At 72.5% G+C, this 18,381-nt stretch carries 21 protein-coding genes; 19 read left to right on the top strand and 2 right to left on the bottom strand.

Translation table 11 applies throughout. The features are described from left to right. Positions 1 to 128 precede the first annotated feature (128 nt). The gene (gene ftsH, locus Srubr_RS23785; protein ID WP_189997609.1) at positions 129 to 2,069 is read left to right on the top strand and encodes an ATP-dependent zinc metalloprotease FtsH; all 1,941 of its coding nucleotides are present in this window, start codon (positions 129 to 131) and stop codon (positions 2,067 to 2,069) included. Here ftsH and Srubr_RS23780 read toward each other — a convergent pair. Beyond that, complete coding sequence (locus Srubr_RS23780) at positions 2,066 to 2,908, bottom strand: SAM-dependent methyltransferase (protein ID WP_189997608.1); 843 nt, start codon at positions 2,906 to 2,908, stop codon at positions 2,066 to 2,068. The genes ftsH and Srubr_RS23780 overlap by 4 nt on opposite strands. 538 nt (positions 2,909 to 3,446) lie before the next feature. On the opposite strand from Srubr_RS23780, the gene Srubr_RS23775 reads away from it, so the two are divergent. The 17 genes from Srubr_RS23775 (at position 3,447) to Srubr_RS23695 (ending at position 16,508) form a co-directional block, all read left to right on the top strand. Beyond that, positions 3,447 to 4,049, top strand: a complete 603-nt coding sequence (locus tag Srubr_RS23775; protein WP_189756183.1) for a hypothetical protein — start codon at positions 3,447 to 3,449, stop codon at positions 4,047 to 4,049. A 308-nt stretch (positions 4,050 to 4,357) separates the two neighbouring features. Beyond that, the gene (rpsP, locus tag Srubr_RS23770) at positions 4,358 to 4,777 is read left to right on the top strand and encodes a 30S ribosomal protein S16 (RefSeq protein ID WP_030785131.1); all 420 of its coding nucleotides are present in this window, start codon (positions 4,358 to 4,360) and stop codon (positions 4,775 to 4,777) included. Positions 4,778 to 4,782: 5 nt separating this feature from the next. Next, positions 4,783 to 5,022: an RNA-binding protein gene (locus tag Srubr_RS23765; protein WP_030612780.1), complete on the top strand. Its 240-nt coding sequence runs from the start codon at positions 4,783 to 4,785 to the stop codon at positions 5,020 to 5,022. Between the two features lie 82 nt (positions 5,023 to 5,104). After that, positions 5,105 to 5,650 carry a ribosome maturation factor RimM gene (gene rimM, locus Srubr_RS23760; RefSeq protein WP_189997607.1) on the top strand — a complete coding sequence of 182 codons (546 nt, stop codon included), beginning with the start codon at positions 5,105 to 5,107 and terminating at the stop codon, positions 5,648 to 5,650. Next, positions 5,647 to 6,480: a tRNA (guanosine(37)-N1)-methyltransferase TrmD gene (gene trmD, locus Srubr_RS23755; RefSeq protein ID WP_189997606.1), complete on the top strand. Its 834-nt coding sequence runs from the start codon at positions 5,647 to 5,649 to the stop codon at positions 6,478 to 6,480. Before rimM ends, trmD begins: the two co-directional genes overlap by 4 nt. Positions 6,481 to 6,616: 136 nt before the next feature. Then, the gene (rplS, locus tag Srubr_RS23750) at positions 6,617 to 6,967 is read left to right on the top strand and encodes a 50S ribosomal protein L19 (RefSeq protein ID WP_030785125.1); all 351 of its coding nucleotides are present in this window, start codon (positions 6,617 to 6,619) and stop codon (positions 6,965 to 6,967) included. Between the two features lie 44 nt (positions 6,968 to 7,011). Further along, positions 7,012 to 7,713: a signal peptidase I gene (gene lepB / locus Srubr_RS23745; RefSeq protein ID WP_189997605.1), complete on the top strand. Its 702-nt coding sequence runs from the start codon at positions 7,012 to 7,014 to the stop codon at positions 7,711 to 7,713. Continuing rightward, positions 7,706 to 8,794, top strand: coding sequence for a signal peptidase I (gene lepB, locus Srubr_RS23740; protein WP_189997604.1), 1,089 nt, complete (start codon positions 7,706 to 7,708; stop codon positions 8,792 to 8,794). Before lepB (Srubr_RS23745) ends, lepB (Srubr_RS23740) begins: the two co-directional genes overlap by 8 nt. Continuing rightward, positions 8,685 to 9,692 (top strand): signal peptidase I, encoded by a 1,008-nt coding sequence (gene lepB / locus Srubr_RS23735; RefSeq protein ID WP_189997603.1) that lies wholly within the window; start codon positions 8,685 to 8,687, stop codon positions 9,690 to 9,692. The genes lepB (Srubr_RS23740) and lepB (Srubr_RS23735) overlap by 110 nt, the downstream gene beginning before the upstream one ends. 73 nt (positions 9,693 to 9,765) lie before the next feature. Beyond that, positions 9,766 to 10,548, top strand: coding sequence for a signal peptidase I (lepB, locus tag Srubr_RS23730; RefSeq protein ID WP_189997602.1), 783 nt, complete (start codon positions 9,766 to 9,768; stop codon positions 10,546 to 10,548). Between the two features lie 37 nt (positions 10,549 to 10,585). Then, positions 10,586 to 11,086: an NUDIX hydrolase gene (locus tag Srubr_RS23725; RefSeq protein WP_189997658.1), complete on the top strand. Its 501-nt coding sequence runs from the start codon at positions 10,586 to 10,588 to the stop codon at positions 11,084 to 11,086. A 56-nt stretch (positions 11,087 to 11,142) separates the two neighbouring features. Continuing rightward, positions 11,143 to 11,451, top strand: a complete 309-nt coding sequence (locus Srubr_RS23720; RefSeq protein WP_014675276.1) for a DUF2469 domain-containing protein — start codon at positions 11,143 to 11,145, stop codon at positions 11,449 to 11,451. A gap of 127 nt (positions 11,452 to 11,578) precedes the next feature. Next, positions 11,579 to 11,941 (top strand): YraN family protein, encoded by a 363-nt coding sequence (locus tag Srubr_RS23715; RefSeq protein ID WP_189997601.1) that lies wholly within the window; start codon positions 11,579 to 11,581, stop codon positions 11,939 to 11,941. Then, positions 11,942 to 13,567 (top strand): YifB family Mg chelatase-like AAA ATPase, encoded by a 1,626-nt coding sequence (locus Srubr_RS23710; RefSeq protein WP_189997600.1) that lies wholly within the window; start codon positions 11,942 to 11,944, stop codon positions 13,565 to 13,567. It abuts the gene before it with no gap. Continuing rightward, entirely contained in the window at positions 13,564 to 14,724 is a 1,161-nt protein-coding gene (dprA, locus tag Srubr_RS23705) for a DNA-processing protein DprA (RefSeq protein WP_189997599.1), read from the top strand. The genes Srubr_RS23710 and dprA overlap by 4 nt, the downstream gene beginning before the upstream one ends. A 320-nt stretch (positions 14,725 to 15,044) precedes the next feature. Next, positions 15,045 to 15,887: an RNA polymerase sigma factor WhiG gene (gene whiG / locus Srubr_RS23700; RefSeq protein WP_030785101.1), complete on the top strand. Its 843-nt coding sequence runs from the start codon at positions 15,045 to 15,047 to the stop codon at positions 15,885 to 15,887. A gap of 63 nt (positions 15,888 to 15,950) precedes the next feature. Next, entirely contained in the window at positions 15,951 to 16,508 is a 558-nt protein-coding gene (locus Srubr_RS23695; protein WP_189997657.1) for a TetR/AcrR family transcriptional regulator, read from the top strand. A gap of 43 nt (positions 16,509 to 16,551) precedes the next feature. On the opposite strand, the gene Srubr_RS23690 is transcribed toward Srubr_RS23695, so the two are convergent. Next, positions 16,552 to 17,112 carry a M23 family metallopeptidase gene (locus tag Srubr_RS23690; RefSeq protein ID WP_189997598.1) on the bottom strand — a complete coding sequence of 187 codons (561 nt, stop codon included), beginning with the start codon at positions 17,110 to 17,112 and terminating at the stop codon, positions 16,552 to 16,554. 275 nt (positions 17,113 to 17,387) lie between these two features. Between Srubr_RS23690 and rpsB the strand changes: the two genes are divergently transcribed. After that, the gene (rpsB, locus tag Srubr_RS23685; protein ID WP_189997597.1) at positions 17,388 to 18,260 is read left to right on the top strand and encodes a 30S ribosomal protein S2; all 873 of its coding nucleotides are present in this window, start codon (positions 17,388 to 17,390) and stop codon (positions 18,258 to 18,260) included. Positions 18,261 to 18,381: the final 121 nt, after the last annotated feature.

Here is an 18,381-nt window from a genome sequence, read left to right as displayed (position 1 = left end):
CGCCCTTCCGCCGGAAGGGCGCCCCTTGCGCATGCCGTGGCGCCCTCGCGCATGCCGTGGGGCCCTCGCCCGTACCGGTGGCGCCCCTTGCGCGTGCCGGTGCCCGGACGGTGTCGTACCGTCCCGGTATGAGCAACCCCGCTCCCTCCCGCAAGTCGCCGGACCAGCCCTGGCGCACCGAGGGCGCCCCGGAGGAGCCGCCGCGGCAGCCTCCCGGCGGGCGCGGGATGCGCGGCGGCTGGTGGCGGCTGATCATCACCGCGCTGGTCGTGTACCTGATCGCCAACCTGGTGCTGTCGTACGTCGACCAGGCGAGAGAGCCGACGATCTCGTACACCGAGTTCAGCAGGCAGGTGAACGCGGGCAACGTCGACAAGATCTACGCCAAGGGCGACTCCATCCAGGGCCAGCTCAAGAAGGAGCGGAAGAACCCGGACGGCGGCGGCGGGTACACCAAGTTCAACACCGAGCGGCCGGCGTTCGCCGACGACGACCTGTGGACGAGCCTGACCCGGCACAAGGTCAATGTCACCGCCGAGCCGGTCGTCCAGCACCGCAGCTTTCTCGCCAACCTGCTGATCTCGCTGGCGCCGATGCTGCTGCTGATCGCCGTGTGGGTGTTCGTCGCACGCCGGATGAGCGCGGGGCTCGGCGGTGCGGGCGGGATGCTCGGCCGCAAGGCGCCGCCGAAGCCGGTGGAGCTGGTGCCGGGGGAGAAGCGGACCACGTTCGCCGACGTGGCCGGCATCGACGAGGTCGAGGCCGAACTGAACGACGTGGTCGACTTCCTGAAGAACCCCGACGCCTACCGCCGGATGGGCGCCAAGATGCCCCGGGGCGTGCTGCTCGCGGGTCCGCCCGGCACCGGCAAGACGCTGCTGGCGCGGGCGGTGGCCGGGGAGGCGGGCGTGCCGTTCTTCTCCGCCTCGGCCTCGGAGTTCATCGAGATGATCGTGGGCGTGGGCGCCTCCCGGGTGCGGGAGCTGTTCGCGGAGGCCCGCAAGGTGGCGCCGTCGATCATCTTCATCGACGAGATCGACACCATCGGGCGGGCCCGCGGCGGGGGTGCGTCGATGGGCGGGCACGACGAGCGCGAGCAGACGCTGAACCAGATCCTCACCGAGATGGACGGCTTCTCCGGCTCGGAGGGCGTGATCGTGGTCGCGGCCACCAACCGCGCCGACATCCTCGACCCGGCCCTGACCCGGCCGGGCCGCTTCGACCGGGTGGTGCAGGTCTCGCCGCCGGACCGGGGCGGACGCGAGGCCATCCTGCGGATCCACACCCGGGACATCCCGCTCGCCGACGACGTCGACCTCGCCCAGGTGGCCCGTACGACACCGGGCATGACGGGCGCGGAGCTGGCGAACCTGGCCAACGAGGCCGCGCTGCTCGCGGTCAAGCGGGGGCAGCGGCAGGTGACCCGCGCCGACCTGTCCGAGGCGCTGGAGAAGGTGCAGCTGGGGGCGGAGCGTTCGCTGGTGATGCCGGAGGAGGAGCGCCGGCGCACCGCGTACCACGAGAGCGGGCACGCGCTGCTGGGCATGCTGCAACCGGGTGCCGACCCGGTCCGCAAGATCACGATCGTGCCGCGCGGCCGGGCGCTGGGCGTCACGCTGTCGACGCCGGAGTCGGACAAGTACGCGTTCACCGAGGAGTACCTGCGCGGCCGGATCATCGGCGCGCTGGGCGGGATGGCGGCCGAGCAGGTGGTCTACGGCGTGATCACCACGGGTTCCGAGAGCGACCTGGAGCAGGTCACCAACATCGCCCGGGGCATGGTGTCGCGCTGGGGCATGAGCGAGCGGGTCGGCAGGCTGTCCGCGCTGCCGAACGACGCCCAGCAGGCCTACGGCCTCGCCGCCGCCCCGCAGACCCTCGACGTGATCGACGCGGAGATGCGGCGGATCGTGGACGAGTGCTACGCGGAGGCGTGCCGCAAGCTCGTCGACCACCGCGGGCGGCTCGACGCGCTCGCGCACGCCCTGCTGGAGAACGAGACGCTGGAGGAGGCGGACGCCTACCGCATCGCCGGCATCACCCGCCTGCGCAAGGACACCGACGCCTAGGGCACCCGGGCGACCAGGTAGCGGAAGACGTTCGGCATCCACACGGTGCCGTCCGGGCGGCGGTAGGGGTGCAGGGCCTCGGTCAGCTCCTTGTCGACCTGCCGGGCGTCGGTCGCGGTGATCGCCGCGTCGAACAGGCCGGTCGACAGCAGCCCGCGTACGGCGCTGTCGAGGTCGGCGTAGCCGAACGGGCAGGCGACCCGGCCGGAGCCGTCGGGCCGCAGCCCGGCCCGGGCGGCGACCTCCTCAAGGTCGTCGCGGCGGGCGGGCCGCCAGCCGCGGGCGCCGGGCAGCGGGTCGGCCAGGCCGGCGGCCGCGCGCAGCACCGCGGAGGTGGCGCAGCGCTCGGGCGGCCCCCAGCCGGCCAGCACCACGGCGGCCCCGCGCGCGGCCAGCGGCAGGGCGGCGGCGAGCAGCTCGCCGAGCCCGTCCCCGTCGCCCGGGTCGAAGACGGTCACCAGGGTGTACGGCGTGCCGCCGGCCGGTTCGGCGGGGGGTTCGCCGAGGAGTCGCGGGGCCGTACGCGCGCGTGCGGCCCGGGGCGGGCCGTCCGGCAGCAGGCGGGCGCGCGCGAGGGCGAGCCGTTCCGGGAAGGCGGAGTCGACGCCGGTGACCGCGGCGCCCCGGGAGGCCGCCAGCAGCAGGGCGAGCCCGGCCCCGCACCGCAGGTCCAGCAGCCGGCTTCCGGGACCCACGTCGAGTCGGTCGTAGACGGCTTCGTAGAGCGGTACGAGCATCCGCTCCTGGATCTCGGACCAGTCACGCGCGCGTGCGCTCAAGTCCACGCGGGGTGCCGGGTCCGCGTGAGCCACGTGCTGCCGCACGAGCGTTGGTGTCATAGAAGCGCCCCAATCCGCCGACGGTTCGTCGCTGTATTCGGTCGCGTGGCCCCCGTGCCGTGCGCGCGCACTTCCCACGTATGCCAGGTAACTCCGGGCCCGCGGTGTCGTCCAGGGGTCGCGGGGTCCGGCTTGGGCCCTGTACGCGGGTGTGGCGAGAATTCACATTCCGGCAACCTGGCGGGTCGTACGGTGGCCGTGCACGGGGGAGCGGCCTGCGCCGGTGGGGGCGGGCCGGTGGCGGGCGGTGCGGCGGCAGGCGGTAACGTCGCGAGGGCGGGGACGCCGGCCGGGACGGCACGGCGGGCCGCGAACGGCCGGATGCTTCTCCCGTCGCCGACGGCCCGTGTCGCCTCCGGGCCCGCCGGCGGTGCGTAGCGCGGACTACGCACCAGCTTGGGCGGAGGTGTGACGCTTCTCCGCAGATCAGCGCACCCGCCCTCGTCAGGACGCATCAGCGGCAACTGACGGGTACGTGCAAATTATTTGGGATGCCCCGGAATAGGAACACAGAGGCACCCCCGCTCGTTGTCATTACGTGAGCACGACACAGACACAGACACCACCTGTTCTCGCCGCAGAGCTGGCGCAGGCGTGGGCCGACATTCAGCGGCACCACCCCGAGCTGCCGGACCTGGCCGCACCGGAGTCCCTGATCGGAGAGTCGTCGTCCGCGTGTGGTCACGAACTCTCCTTCGAGCGACTTCTCCATGAGGCGGTGCACGGCATCGCCGCCGCCCGGGGCGTCCGGGACACCTCCCGGGCCGGCCGCTACCACAACCGTCGTTTCCTCGCGATCGCCGAGGAGCTGGGCCTGGACCACCCCGAGGAGCCGCACCCGAGCAGCGGTTTCTCCCTGGTCACGCTCAACGCCGAGGCGAAGCGGCGCTACCGCCCGACCATCGAGCGGCTGCAGCGCGCCCTGAAGGCCCACCTGGCCGCCACCTCCGCCGACACCTCCCGCACCTTCCGCGGCCCGGCCGCCCGGCACGGCTCCTCCGGCGGCGGCGTCCGGGTCAAGGCGGTGTGCGACTGCGGGCGCAACGTCCGGGTCGTGCCGTCGGTCCTCGCCCAGGCGCCCATCGTCTGCGGCGGCTGCGGCAAGCCGTTCAGAATCCCGGAGGTCATGGGGGCGGCGTAGGCGCCGCGCGCGGACACCGGCATCTCGTGGCTGCCGGGCCGCGGGCGGCGACCCCACAGCACCGGGCAGCGCACCCGACGTGCCCTCACCTCCACGCCGGGTGCCGCTGAACCCTGCCCCGCACCCCGGCTCACCCACCCTCGGCCGGAAGCGGCCCGCAGGGTATGGCAGAATGGCTAGCTGTACTCGACAGCCGCACAGGACCCCTCTCTCCTCCGGCTGACGCGTCCATCGGGCACTCGGGTACCGCAACCCCACGCGGCGTCTCGCCGTGCCCAACCACGTCAATTCCAGGAGAACCCACTCCCGTGGCAGTCAAGATCAAGCTGAAGCGTCTGGGCAAGATCCGTTCGCCTCACTACCGCATCGTCGTCGCCGACTCCCGTACCCGCCGTGACGGCCGGGCCATCGAGGAGATCGGCAAGTACCACCCGACCTACAACCCGTCGGTCATCGAGGTGGACGCCGAGCGTGTGGCGTACTGGCTGGGTGTCGGCGCGCAGCCGACCGAGCCCGTGCTCGCCATTCTGAAGAAGACCGGCGACTGGCAGAAGTTCAAGGGCGAGCCGGCTCCCGCGCCGCTGCTCGTCGCCGAGCCCAAGCCGGCCCGTCCGTCGTTCGAGGCTCTCGGCGGTGACGACGAGGGCAAGGGTGAGGCGATCACCCAGAAGAAGAAGGCTGAGAAGAAGGACGAGGCCGCGGCTGAGTCCGAGTCGACCGAGGCCTGAGCAGCATGCTCGAAGAGGCGCTTGAGCACCTCGTGAAGGGCATCGTCGACAACCCTGACGATGTGCAGGTCGCCTCGCGCAACCTGCGCCGCGGACGCGTGCTGGAGGTCCGGGTCCACCCCGACGACCTCGGCAAGGTGATCGGTCGCAACGGCCGTACCGCGCGCGCCCTGCGTACCGTCGTGGGCGCCATCGGCGGTCGCGGTGTCCGCGTCGACCTGGTCGACGTGGACGACGTCCGCTGACGCTTCATCGCAACCGGCTCGGGCCGGGGAGGGCCACTGGGCCGTCCCCGGCCCGCAGTCGTATGACAGGAGATTTGGACAGGTGCAGCTCGTAGTCGCACGGATCGGCCGTGCCCATGGCATCAAGGGCGAGGTCACCGTCGAGGTACGTACCGACGAGCCGGAACTCAGGCTCGGCCCCGGCGCCGTACTCGCCACGGATCCCCCTTCCGCGGGACCGCTGACCATCGAGACGGGGCGGGTGCACAGCGGCCGCCTCCTGCTGCGCTTCGAGGGCGTCACCGACCGCACCGCGGCCGAGGCGCTGCGCAACACCCTGCTGATCGCCGAGGTGGACCCGGAGGAACTGCCCGAGGGCGAGGACGAGTACTACGACCATCAGCTGATCGACCTGGACGTGGTCACCGAGGACGGCACGGAGGTCGGCCGGATCACCGAGATCTCCCACCTGCCCTCGCAGGACCTGTTCATCGTGGAGCGCCCGGACGGCAGCGAGGTGCTGATCCCGTTCGTGGAGGAGATCGTCACCGACATCGACCTGGCCGAGCAGCGCGCGGTCATCACGCCGCCGCCGGGCCTGATCGACGACCGGGCCGAGATCGCCTCGTCGAGGGACGAGGACGCATGAGGCTCGACGTCGTCACGATCTTCCCCGAGTACCTCGAACCGCTGAACGTCTCCCTCGTCGGCAAGGCACGCGCGCGCGGGCAGCTGAACGTCCACGTGCACGACCTGCGCGACTGGACGTACGACCGGCACAACACGGTGGACGACACCCCGTACGGCGGCGGCCCCGGCATGGTCATGAAGACCGACCCCTGGGGCGAGGCCCTCGACACCGTCCTCGCCGACGGCTACGAGTCCGGCGCCCACGCCCCCGCGCTGATCGTGCCCACGCCCAGCGGCCGTCCCTTCACCCAGGAACTGGCCGTCGAGCTGTCCGAACGCCCCTGGCTGATCTTCACACCGGCCCGCTACGAGGGCATCGACCGGCGCGTCATGGACGAGTACGCCACCCGCCTGCCGGTCTACGAGGTCTCTATCGGCGACTACGTCCTGGCCGGCGGCGAGGCGGCCGTCCTGGTCGTCACGGAGGCCGTCGCCCGGCTGCTGCCCGGTGTCCTCGGCAACGCCGAGTCCCACCGCGACGACTCCTTCGCCCCCGGTGCGATGGCGAACCTCCTCGAAGGCCCCGTCTACACCAAGCCGCCCGTCTGGCGCGGCCGGGACATCCCCGAGGTGCTGCTCAGCGGCCATCACGGGAAGATCGCCCGCTGGCGCCGCGACGAGGCGCTGAAGCGCACGACCGCCAACCGGCCCGACCTGATCGAGCGCTGCGACCCCAAGGCCTTCGACAAGAAGGACCGCGAGATGCTCTCCATCCTGGGCTGGGAACCGGACCCGGACGGGGAGCCGTACGGCCGATTTTGGCGCCGCGCCGAGGGCGTGGAAGAATAGGCCGCTGTTGTGCGTCCGTCCGGCGAGCGCCCCTGCCACAGGGGGACACGACGCCCGCCCCGACCCGCACGGCAGTCCTCCTGGAACCCCTAGTTGCCGTTGATGACCTGTGGCATCAGCGAAGAAAGCAGACGAAATGTCTCACCTGCTCGACTCCGTCGACTCCGCGTCGCTGCGCAGCGACATCCCGGCCTTCCGCCCGGGTGACACCGTCAACGTCCACGTCCGCGTCATCGAGGGCAACCGCTCCCGTGTGCAGCAGTTCAAGGGCGTTGTGATCCGCCGCCAGGGCTCCGGTGTCCGCGAGACCTTCACGGTCCGCAAGGTCTCGTTCTCCGTCGGCGTCGAGCGCACCTTCCCGGTGCACACCCCGATCGTCGAGAAGATCGAGCTGGTCACCAAGGGTGACGTGCGCCGCGCCAAGCTGTACTACCTCCGTGAGCTGCGCGGCAAGGCCGCGAAGATCAAGGAGAAGCGCGAGAACTGAGCGCTCTGACGGTTCACAGCGGGGCCGGATAGCATCTGGCCCCGATGGACACCGAAGCACAGCCGACGCGACGCGACCGCTCCTCCCACCCCGAATCCCCGGGGGCGGAGGGCCGGTCGCGTTTCGCGTGGGCGGCCCGGCTCGCCGACTGGCTCCCTGGCGGCCGGATCACCCTCACCCTCCTCACCGGCCTGGCGTTCCTGCTGCTCCTCAACGCCTTCGTGGTGCAGCCGTTCCAGATCCCGAGCGGATCCATGGAGCAGGGGCTGCGGATCGGGGACCGGGTCCTCGTGAACAAGCTCGCGTACCGTTTCGGTGCCCAGCCGCGCCGCGGTGACGTGATCGTGTTCGACGGAACCGGGTATTTCGGTGACGCCGACTACGTCAAGCGGGTCGTCGGGGTAGGGGGTGACCACGTGGTCTGCTGCGACAAGCAGGGGAGGCTCCAGGTGAACGGCCGGCCGGTCGACGAGACCGCGTTCCTCTACCCGGGGGACAGCGCCTCCAGCGTGCCCTTCGACGTCGCCGTGCCCCCGGGCCGGCTGTTCGTCCTCGGTGACCACCGCAGCGACTCCAGCGACTCCCGCGACCACCTCGGCTCGCCCGGCGGCGGCATGATCCCCGTCGGGGACGTCATCGGCCGGGCCGACTGGATCCTGTGGCCGTACCGCCACTGGACGCACCTGACCCGGCCGTCCGCCTACGCGCGCGTGCCCGACGCCCCGGCGGAGGGCGGCCATGGGTAACCGCGGCAAGCCCCGCCGGGTGCCCGCCGGCCCCGCCGGCGACCCGCTGCCCACCGGGACCCGCCGCACCACCGCGCCCGGCGGCGGCCGCACCCGCGCGGAGCGCCGCAGACTCCAGCGCAAGGTCAAGCGCAAGCGCCGGCGCTCGGCCGTCCGGGAGATCCCCCTCCTGGTGGGCGTCGCCGTCCTCATCGCGCTCGTCCTGAAGACCTTCCTCGTCCAGGCGTTCGTGATCCCGTCCGGTTCCATGGAGGAGACGATCCGGATCGGCGACCGGGTGCTGGTCGACAAGCTCACCCCCTGGTTCGGTGCCGAACCGGAGCGCGGGGACGTCGTCGTCTTCCACGACCCGGGCGGCTGGCTCCAGGACGAGCAGACCGCCAAGAAGAGCGACCCGGTCGTCCTCAAGCAGCTCAAGGAAGGGCTCGGCTTCATCGGCCTGCTGCCCTCCGACAACGAGAAAGACCTGATCAAACGGGTCATCGGGGTCGGCGGCGACCATGTGAAGTGCTGTGACGCACAGGGACGCGTCACCGTCAACGGCGTACCGCTCACCGAGGGCGACTACCTCTATCCGGGGGACCAGCCGTCCGCCACGCCCTTCGACATCACCGTCCCCCAGGGCCGGCTGTGGGTCATGGGTGACCACCGGGGCAACTCCGCGGACTCCCGCTCCCACCAGGACACCCCCTACGGCGGCACGGTCTCCGTGGACTCGGTGGTCGGCCGGGCCATGGTCATCGGCTGGCCGGTCGGCCACTGGACGCGCCTGACGGAACCTAAAACCTTCGCAAGCGTCACCGACTCGGCGTCGGGGACGGCCGCCGCTCCCCAGGTGTCGCATAGGGTTGCCCCGGAGAATCGGAACGGAATGAGACGGCTTGCGACCCCTGCGGAACTCCCGCTCGTTATGGGAGTGGTGGGCCTGCGCAGTGTGTGGGGCAGGCAGCGGCACAGAGTGAGGAGTTGGCGTGGGGGATGTGGCGGTTGGCGCACGGTCGGGGCACGACGGCGAGGAGCACCGCGGGCACCCCGGGGAGCGGGACGTTCCCGCACCGGACGGCGCCATGAACTCCGGTGACGGCCGGGCGGACGGCGACGCGGGTACGCCGGACGGCGAGCCGCGCGCCGGGACCGCGGCGGCGGTCACGGGGGCGCGGCGGCCCGGTCAGTCGCGCTCCTTCTGGAAGGAGCTGCCGATCCTGATCGGCATCGCGCTGGTCCTGGCGCTGCTGATCAAGACGTTCCTGGTGCAGGCGTTCTCGATCCCGTCCGACTCGATGCAGAACACCCTCCAGCAGGGTGACCGCGTCCTGGTCGACAAGCTCACCCCGTGGTTCGGCTCCGAGCCCGAGCGCGGCGAGGTCGTCGTCTTCCACGACCCGGACAACTGGCTGGCGGGCGAGCCCACGCCGACCCCGAACCCGGTGCAGAAGGTCCTCAGCTGGATCGGCCTGATGCCCTCGGCGGAGGAGAAGGACCTCATCAAGCGGGTGATCGGAGTCGGCGGCGACACGGTCGAGTGCAAGAACAGCGGCCCGCTCAAGGTCAACGGCAAGGCGCTGGACGAGCCGTACGTCTACCCGGGCAACACGCCGTGCAGCGTGGACGACCAGGGCGGCCAGTTCAAGGTGAAGGTCCCCGAGGGCTACATCTGGGTGATGGGCGACCACCGCCAGAACTCCCGTGACTCGCGCTACAACCAGTCCGACGCGAACCACGGCATGGTCCCCGTGGACAAGGTCGTCGGCCGCGCGATCGTCAAGGCCTGGCCCATCAACCGCTGGGGCACCCTGCCCGTTCCCGACACCTTCGACCAGCCCGGCCTCGACCGGCAGTCCTCCGCCGCCGCGTCCCTGACGGCGGCCCCGCAGGGCCTGGCCGCGGCCGCCGTGCTGCCGGTGGCGCTGTGGCGCCGCCGGCGGAACGAGCGCGAGGCGGCGGGGACGCGGCGGCCGACGGCGACCGGCGAGCTGTGAGGCCGGGGAGACCGGCCCCGAGCCGTCACGGAGGGCTGCCCCCGCTCGGTACCGCCGGGTAGGGTGCGGGTCCATGGGTGGCGAGAGCATGACGCGTACGGCCCCGTCGGGCGGCACCGGCACGGTACGGGCCGGTGGCGGCCGACTCGGGCAGCGGCTGTCCGGTCTGGCGGTGGCGCTGGGACTGGTGATGTTCCTCGGTGGCTTCGCGTGGGCGGCGCTGGTCTACCGGCCGTACACCGTCCCGACCGGCTCCATGTCGCCCACCATCGCCGTCGGCGACCGGGTGCTGGCCCAGCGGATCGACGGTGACGAGGTGCGCCGCGGTGACGTGGTCGTCTTCGAGGACAAGAACTGGGTCGCCGACTCCAAGGTCGTCAAGCGCGTGGTCGCCGTGGGCGGGGACACCGTCTCCTGCTGCACCGACGGCAGGCTGACCGTCGACGGCAAGCCGGTCGAGGAGCCCTATCTGCCCAAGGGCAGCGCGGCCGAGCTCCAGGGCTTCGGCACGGTCACCGTCCCCGAGGGCCGGCTCTTCCTCCTCGGTGACGAACGCCAGGGTTCCCTGGACTCCACCGCCCACCTCACCGAGGCGGCGCGGGGCACCGTCTCCCGGGACGCGGTCTCGGCCCGCGTGGACGCCGTCGTCTGGCCGTGGAAGGGCATGCTGGAGCGCCCCACCGGCTTCGAGACGCTGGGCGCCCTCTCCGAGCCGGGCCCGCTGCGCACGATCGAGGTGCTGATCGTGGCCGGCGCGGTCCTGGTCCTCGGTGGTGGCGCCTACGGCCCGGTCGCCTCCCGCCTCGGCCGCTCCCGCACCGCCCAGGCCCGTGCGGAGACGGCCGGTGTCCGCTGAGACGACGCGGCCGACGGAGGAGCCGCACGAGGACGACCTGCCGTACGAGGGTGCGGGCGGCCCCCGCAAGGTGGCCCGGGTGGTGCTGCTCGACCCCCAGGACCGCATCCTGCTCCTGCACGGACACGAGCCGGACGACCCGGACGACGACTGGTGGTTCACGCCCGGCGGGGGACTGGAGGGCACCGAGACGCGCGAGGAGGCCGCGCTGCGGGAGCTCGCGGAGGAGACCGGCATCACCGACGTCGAACTGGGCCCGGTGCTCTGGCGGCGGCGCTGCTCGTTCCCCTTCGCGGGCCGCCGCTGGGACCAGGACGAGTGGTACTACCTGGCCCGCACCAGCCAGACGGCCACCGCGGCGACGGGGCTGACGGAGCTGGAGCGGCGCAGTGTCGCCGGAGCGCGCTGGTGGACGTGTGGGGAACTGACCCGGGCGCATGAGACGGTGTATCCGACCAGACTCGCCGAGCTGCTGCGCACGCTGCTCGTCGAAGGTCCCCCCGCCAGGCCCGTGACCCTCGACACGGAAATCGTCTGAGGGACCCTCGGGCTGGCGCACAATGGTGGGATCGCACGGCTGAAGGGGAACATGCCATGAGCGCCGAGGACCTCGAAAAGTACGAGACCGAGATGGAGCTGAAGCTCTACCGGGAGTACCGAGATGTCGTCGGTCTGTTCAAATACGTGATCGAGACCGAGCGGCGTTTCTATCTCACCAACGACTACGAGATGCAGGTGCACTCGGTTCAGGGCGAGGTGTTCTTCGAGGTCACCATGGCCGATGCCTGGGTCTGGGACATGTACCGCCCGGCTCGCTTCGTCAAGCAGGTGCGCGTCCTGACGTTCAAGGATGTGAACATCGAGGAGCTGAACAAGAGCGATCTGGAGCTGCCGGGCGGCTGATGACCTGCGGCTTCCTTGGGACGCCACCCGTACGGGTGACGGAGTTTTCCACAACCGCCGAGTAGTCCCCCAAGATCAACAGCGGGGGCCGGAACGCGTGACGGTTGGCGCCGGAGGAGGTGCCGACATGAACGCACGAGAGGCAATCGGCAAATACGGCGAGGACCTGGCCGCCCGGCGGCTCGGCGAGGCCGGCATGACGATCCTGGCACGCAACTGGCGCAGCGGACGGTCCGGCGAGATCGACATCGTGGCGCGGGACGGGGACGCGCTCGTCGTCTGCGAGGTGAAGACCCGCAGGGGCGGTGCGTACGAGCATCCGATGGCCGCGGTGACCCCCGAGAAGGCGGCCAGGCTGCGGGCCCTCGCCGAACACTGGGTCCAGGCCCACGGAGGCGCCCCGCCGGGCGGCGTCCGCATCGACCTCGTCGGCGTCCTCCTGCCCCGCCGGGGCGCGCCCTCGGTCGAGCACGCGCGGGGGGTGGCCTGAATGGCGTTCGCCCGCACCTGCTCCGTCGCCCTGGTGGGCGTCGAGGGCGTGGTCGTCGAGGTCCAGGCCGACCTGGAACCCGGAGTGGCGGCCTTCACCCTGGTCGGCCTCCCGGACAAGAGCCTGACGGAAAGCCGCGACCGGGTACGCGCGGCGGTGGTGAACTCGGGCGCCGAGTGGCCGCAGAAGAAGCTCACCGTCGGGCTCAGCCCGGCGTCCGTCCCCAAGGCCGGCTCGGGCTTCGACCTGGCCGTGGCCTGCGCGGTGCTCGGCGCCGCCGAACGGATCGATCCCCGTGTCCTCGCCGACATCGTCATGATCGGAGAGCTGGGACTGGACGGCCGGGTGCGACCGGTACGGGGCATCCTGCCGGCCGTCCTCGCGGCGGCCGACGCGGGGTACGAGCAGGTGGTCGTGCCCGAATGCGCCGCCGCCGAGGCCTCACTCGTCCCCGGCGTGTCCGTGCTCGGGGTCCGCAGCCTGCGCCAGCTCATCGCGGTCCTCGCCGAGGAGCCCGTACCCGAGGAGGAACCGGACGGGCCGGGCCGGCCCGACCCCCTGCTGGCCGGGCTGCGCGTGCCCGGCACGGGCGCGGCCACCGGCATGCACAGCGTGGGCGCCGCACAGCACGACCACGATCACGACCTGGCGGACGTCGTGGGGCAAACCGCCGCCCGTACGGCCGTCGAGGTGGCCGCCGCGGGCGGACACCACCTGTTCCTGGAGGGGCCGCCGGGCGCGGGCAAGACCATGCTCGCCGAACGCCTGCCCGCGGTCCTTCCCCGGCTCACCCGGGAGGACTCGCTGGAGGTCACGGCGGTGCACTCGGTCGCCGGCCTGCTGCCACCGGGCAAGCCGCTCATCGACATCGCGCCCTACTGCGCGCCCCACCACTCGGCCACGATGCAGTCACTCGTCGGCGGCGGCCCCGGCATCGCCCGGCCCGGGGCGGTGTCCCTGGCCCACCGAGGCGTGCTCTTCCTGGACGAGGCCCCCGAGTTCCACAGCCAGACTCTGGACGCCTTGCGGCAGCCGCTGGAGTCGGGGCACGTCGTGATCGCGCGCAGCGCCGGTGTGGTCCGGTTCCCGGCGAGGTTCCTGATGGTTCTGGCGGCCAACCCCTGCCCCTGTGGCCGCTTCTCGCTGCGTGACTCGCTGTGCGAGTGCCCGCCGTCGGTGATCCGCCGCTATCAGTCCCGGCTGTCCGGACCGCTGCTGGACCGGGTCGATCTCCGGGTGGAGGTCGACCCGGTCACCCGGGCCCAGCTCACCGAGCCCGGCGCCCGGGGGGAGTCCACGGCGATCGTGGCCGCCCGGGTACGGCAGGCCCGGGAGCGGGCGGCGGCCCGCCTCGTCGGCACGCCGTGGCGCACCAACAGCGAAGTGCCCGGCCGTGAACTGCGCAGCCGGTACCACGCCGCCGCCGGGGCGATGGACGAGGCCGAACGCAGCCTGGAGCGCGGCCTGCTCACCGCCCGCGGCATCGACCGGGTGCTGCGCGTCGCCTGGACGATCGCCGACCTCGTCGGGCACGACCGCCCGGACGCCACCGATGTCACCCTGGCCCTGCAACTGCGCACCGGCGTCCCGCGAGGGGTGCCGATGGCCATCGGGGCGCTCACATGACCGGCGCGGAGGACCCCGGAGACGACCTGCTCGGTCGGGTCTTCCTCGCGCGGGTCATCGAGCCGGGGGACGAGGTCGCGGGGCGGTGGGTGCGGGAGTACGGGGTGGGGGAGGTGGTGCGGCGGCTGCGCCGTGGGGGAGAGGCCCTGCCGGGGGTGACCGCCACCCGGTGGGCGGGGCTGCTCGCGCGGGCCGGGCGGGCCGAGCCGGAGCGGGATCTCGCGCTCGCCCGGGCCGCCGGGGCGCGGTTCGTGCGCCCGGGGGACGGCGAGTGGCCCCGCCAGCTCGACGACCTCGGCGACGGCCGGCCCCTCGGACTGTGGGTGCGCGGCCGGCCCAGCCTGCGGATGTGGGCGCTGCGCTCCGTCGCCGTGGTCGGCGCCCGCGCCTGCACCGAGTACGGCACCCACACGGCGGCCACCCTCGCCGCCGGCCTCGCCGAGCGCGGCTGGGTGGTGGTGTCCGGCGGTGCCTACGGCGTCGACGGCGCCGCCCACCGGGGCGCCCTCGCCGCCCGCGGCGCCACCGTCGCCGTCCTGGCCTGCGGAGTCGACCAGCCCTACCCCCGCGGCCACGCCGCGCTGATCGGCCGGATCGCCCACCAGGGACTGGTGGTGGGCGAGCTGCCACCCGGCGACCACCCGACCCCCAGCCGGTTCATCCTCCGCAACCGCGTCATCGCCGCGCTGACCCGCGGCACCGTCGTCGTGGAGGCCGCCCGCCGCAGCGGCTCGCTGGCCACCGCGCGGGCCGCGCAGCGCCTCGGCCGGTTCACCATGGGCGTGCCCGGCCCGGTCACCAGCGCCCTCTCCGCGGGCGTGCACGACCTGCTGCGCGGCGAGGCCACCCTGGTCACCGACGCCACCGAGATCATCGAACTCGTCGGCGCCATCGGCGAACTCGCGCCCGTCCGGCGCGGCCCGGTGCTCCCGCGCGACCTGCTGGAACCGCACGCCCGTGGAGTGCTCGCCGCCCTGCCCGCGGGCCGCGCCGCGCCCGTGGAGGAGATCGCGCTCGGCGCGCGCACCACCCGGGAGGACGCGATCGCGAGGCTGTACGAGCTCCGGGCGCTTGGCTATGTCGAACGACACGGCGATGGCTGGAAGTTGACACGCCAGGCGGTGATCCCGGTCCGGGACGGTCACCCGCCGTGTTGACCGAGCGTGTTCGGCCGTCCGGGGGAACCCCCGACAGCCTTGGCGTTTCCCGGAGTTGGTGCATCCGGCCGGTCACGGAGAGCGAGCCGTGGCCCGCGGTCATACGCCCGGCGTGAGCCCCCGCGCACGGGTGGAGCCGTCTTGTTCGCACACCGCGACTCCGCAGTCACGCTACGCTCACGAAGGAGCGACGCAGACCGCGTCAACCCGACATCAGACCGACACCTCACCCAGTCAGCCCCCTTCTCCGCACCGACCCCACTTGCTCCCACTTCACGGCACATCACGGCACTTCACGGCAGAACGGCACAAGGCGACGAATGCCCCAGCACACCTCCGGGTCCGACCGGGCGGCGATCCCCCCAGCCGCCCGCGACGGTGGCAGCGCCCGACCGCCCGCACCCTCGACGCTCGACGAGCTGTGGCGGTCGTACAAGGCGACGGGGGACGACCGGCTGCGGGAGCAGCTGATCCTGCACTACTCGCCGCTGGTCAAGTACGTGGCGGGCCGGGTCAGCGTCGGACTGCCGCCCAATGTGGAGCAGGCCGACTTCGTCTCCTCGGGGGTGTTCGGGCTGATCGACGCGATCGAGAAGTTCGACATCGACCGGGAGATCAAGTTCGAGACGTACGCGATCACCCGGATCCGCGGCGCCATGATCGACGAGCTGCGGGCGCTGGACTGGATCCCCCGCTCGGTGAGGCAGAAGGCGCGCAACGTCGAGCGCGCCTACGCCACCTTGGAGGCGCGGCTGCGGCGGACGCCGACGGAGGGTGAGGTCGCCGCCGAGCTGGGCATGGAGGTCGACGAGCTGCACGCCGTGTTCAGTCAGCTGTCGCTGGCCAACGTGGTCGCCCTGGAGGAGCTGCTGCACGTCGGCGGCGAGGGCGGGGACCGGCTCAGCCTGATGGACACGCTGGAGGACACCGCCGCCGACAACCCGGTGGAGGTGGCCGAGGACCGGGAGCTGCGGCGCTTCCTGGCCCGGGCGATCAACACCCTGCCCGAGCGGGAGAAGACCGTCGTCACCCTCTACTACTACGAGGGGCTCACCCTCGCCGAGATCGGCAATGTCCTCGGCGTCACCGAGAGCCGGGTCAGCCAGATCCACACCAAGTCCGTGCTCCAGTTGCGGGCCAAGCTGGCCGCCTTCGGCCGCTGAGCCTCCCGTTCGCCGGGGCGGGTCCGTAAAGTGGTCGGCGTGCCAAGGATTCGAGCGGCCTCCGTGGCCGAACACCGGTCGATGCAGCGTGCCGCCCTGCTGGACGCGGCGCGGACCCTGCTGTCCGAGGGCGGGACGGAGGCGCTGACCTTTCCCGCGCTGGCCGAGCGGACGGGGCTGGCGCGGTCGTCCGTGTACGAGTACTTCCGCTCCCGGGCCGCGGTGGTCGAGGAGCTGTGCGCGGTCGACTTCCCGGTGTGGGCGGCGGAGGTCGAGGCGGCGATGGAGCGGGCCGACTCGGCCGCGGGCAAGGTCGAGGCGTATGTGCGCCGGCAGCTCGCGCTGGTCGGCGACCGGCGGCACCGGGCCGTGGTGGCCATCTCCGCGAGCGAACTGGACGCCGGGGCGCGGGAGAAGATCCGGGCGGCCCACGGGGGCCTGATCGCGATGATCGTCGAGGCGCTCGGGGAGCTGGGGCACGAGCAGCCCCGGCTGGCGGCGATGCTGGTGCAGGGCGTGGTGGACGCGGCCGTGCGGCGCATCGAGCTGGGCGCCGCCGAGGACCCCGCGGTGGTGACGGAGGCGGCCGTGAACATGGCCCTGCGGGGCGTCAAGGGGTGACCCCGGCCGGGCCGGTCGGCCGCGCGGGGGCCGCACAGGTCCGCTAGGCGGCCGACGGGACGGGCAGCAGCCTCGACGGTCCCCCGTTCAGCAGCCACGGGGGCAGCAGTGACAGCGGGTCCAGGTAGGTCCCGCCCCGCAGCAGGCCCCAGTGGACACAGGGTGCCGGGCCGCAGTGGGCGCCCGCCTCCAGCGTCCCGACCACCTCGCCGGCGCCCACCTCGTCGCCCACGCCCACCGAGGCCCGTACCGGCTCGTACGTCGTCCGCAGCCGCGTTCCCCGCAGCTCCAGCGAGACCACGCCCCGGCCCGCCACCCGGCCCGCGAACAGCACCCGGGCGGGGGCCACCGCGCGCACGGGCGAGCCCGGCGGGGCCGCCAGGTCCACTCCCCGGTGCCCGGAGCCGTAGTCCGTCGGCGGCGGCTGCCAGCCGCGCAGCACCGGGGGACGGGTGCCGAGCGGCCAGGCGCGGGCCAGGGCCGGAACCCGGGGCCGGGGGGCCGACGGCGGGGTCGGGGGCGGGGCGCCGGCCCAGGCCGGCGGGGTGAGCAGGGCCGCCGCCAGCACCAGCGGCAGGGCCGTCCACAACGTCACGTAGCGCATGCCGTACACCGTCCCGCACCCCGCCGCTCGCGGCCGGAGCCTGTGGACTACTCGCCGGTTGTGGACAGTGCCGTCACCCGGTGCTCCGTCGGTCCCGTACACTTCTTCTGGCGATCCGGGTCACCGGGTCGACTTCGCACGCCCCGGTACGGCGGCCGGCAACGGTTCCTACCAAGCGCCCCCTCGGTCCTTCGCGGCACGGCGCGTCGCGGGCGTCAGGCGCGACCGCCGTCCGGCGGACGCGGCACAACCGAGAACACCAAGGAGAAACGGCCATGGCCGTCGTCACGATGCGGGAGCTGCTGGAGAGCGGCGTCCACTTCGGTCACCAGACCCGTCGCTGGAACCCGAAGATGAAGCGCTTCATCTTCACCGAGCGCAACGGCATCTACATCATCGACCTGCTCCAGTCGCTGTCGTACATCGACCGCGCCTACGAGTTCGTCAAGGAGACCGTCGCCCACGGCGGCACGGTCATGTTCGTCGGCACGAAGAAGCAGGCGCAGGAGGCCATCGCCGAGCAGGCCACCCGCGTCGGCATGCCCTACGTCAACCAGCGCTGGCTGGGCGGCATGCTCACCAACTTCTCGACCGTCTACAAGCGTCTGCAGCGCCTCAAGGAGCTGGAGCAGATCGACTTCGAGGACGTCGCGGCCTCCGGTCTGACCAAGAAGGAGCTGCTGGTCCTCTCCCGCGAGAAGGCCAAGCTGGAGAAGACCCTCGGCGGTATCCGCGAGATGCAGAAGGTGCCCAGCGCCGTCTGGATCGTGGACACCAAGAAGGAGCACATCGCCGTTGGTGAGGCCCGGAAGCTGAACATCCCGGTCGTCGCGATCCTCGACACCAACTGCGACCCCGACGAGGTCGACTACAAGATCCCGGGCAACGACGACGCGATCCGCTCCGTCACCCTGCTCACCCGTGTGATCGCCGACGCCGTCGCCGAGGGCCTCATCGCCCGTTCCGGCGTGGCCGCCGGTGAGAAGGGCGAGAAGGCCGCGGGCGAGCCGCTCGCCGAGTGGGAGCGCGACCTGCTGGAGGGTGAGAAGAAGGCCGAGGAGGCTCCGGCCGCCGACGCCGCCGCCGAGGCTCCCGCCGCGGAGGCCCCCGCCGCCGAGGCTCCGGCCGCCGAGGGCGAGCAGGCCTGACGCCGGTCCGTCAGCGTTCGACAGCGGGGACGGTAGCGCTTCCGGCGCGTTGAAAACCGCCCCCGCTGTTCACCCGTAGGTCAGCACGACGTACGCGGGCCGCGACTGAATGTGGGTCGCG

Origin of the sequence: Streptomyces rubradiris, from assembly GCF_016860525.1 — a bacterium.
GTDB lineage: Bacteria > Actinomycetota > Actinomycetes > Streptomycetales > Streptomycetaceae > Streptomyces > Streptomyces rubradiris.
Note: the sequence above shows the minus strand (reverse complement) of the source record. Positions and strands in the feature narration are given on the sequence as shown.

Coding starts and splice junctions, on each gene's coding strand:
- Srubr_RS23780 (WP_189997608.1), bottom strand. CDS start 2,908: ATGACACCAACGCTCGTGCGGCAGCACGTGGCTCACGCGGACCCGGCA.
- Srubr_RS23765 (WP_030612780.1), top strand. CDS start 4,783: ATGCTCGAAGAGGCGCTTGAGCACCTCGTGAAGGGCATCGTCGACAAC.
- lepB (WP_189997602.1), top strand. CDS start 9,766: ATGGGTGGCGAGAGCATGACGCGTACGGCCCCGTCGGGCGGCACCGGC.
- whiG (WP_030785101.1), top strand. CDS start 15,045: ATGCCCCAGCACACCTCCGGGTCCGACCGGGCGGCGATCCCCCCAGCC.
- Srubr_RS23710 (WP_189997600.1), top strand. CDS start 11,942: ATGGCGTTCGCCCGCACCTGCTCCGTCGCCCTGGTGGGCGTCGAGGGC.
- dprA (WP_189997599.1), top strand. CDS start 13,564: ATGACCGGCGCGGAGGACCCCGGAGACGACCTGCTCGGTCGGGTCTTC.
- rplS (WP_030785125.1), top strand. CDS start 6,617: ATGTCTCACCTGCTCGACTCCGTCGACTCCGCGTCGCTGCGCAGCGAC.
- Srubr_RS23690 (WP_189997598.1), bottom strand. CDS start 17,112: ATGCGCTACGTGACGTTGTGGACGGCCCTGCCGCTGGTGCTGGCGGCG.
- trmD (WP_189997606.1), top strand. CDS start 5,647: ATGAGGCTCGACGTCGTCACGATCTTCCCCGAGTACCTCGAACCGCTG.
- Srubr_RS23720 (WP_014675276.1), top strand. CDS start 11,143: ATGAGCGCCGAGGACCTCGAAAAGTACGAGACCGAGATGGAGCTGAAG.
- Srubr_RS23715 (WP_189997601.1), top strand. CDS start 11,579: ATGAACGCACGAGAGGCAATCGGCAAATACGGCGAGGACCTGGCCGCC.
- lepB (WP_189997604.1), top strand. CDS start 7,706: ATGGGTAACCGCGGCAAGCCCCGCCGGGTGCCCGCCGGCCCCGCCGGC.
- ftsH (WP_189997609.1), top strand. CDS start 129: ATGAGCAACCCCGCTCCCTCCCGCAAGTCGCCGGACCAGCCCTGGCGC.
- lepB (WP_189997605.1), top strand. CDS start 7,012: ATGGACACCGAAGCACAGCCGACGCGACGCGACCGCTCCTCCCACCCC.
- rpsB (WP_189997597.1), top strand. CDS start 17,388: ATGGCCGTCGTCACGATGCGGGAGCTGCTGGAGAGCGGCGTCCACTTC.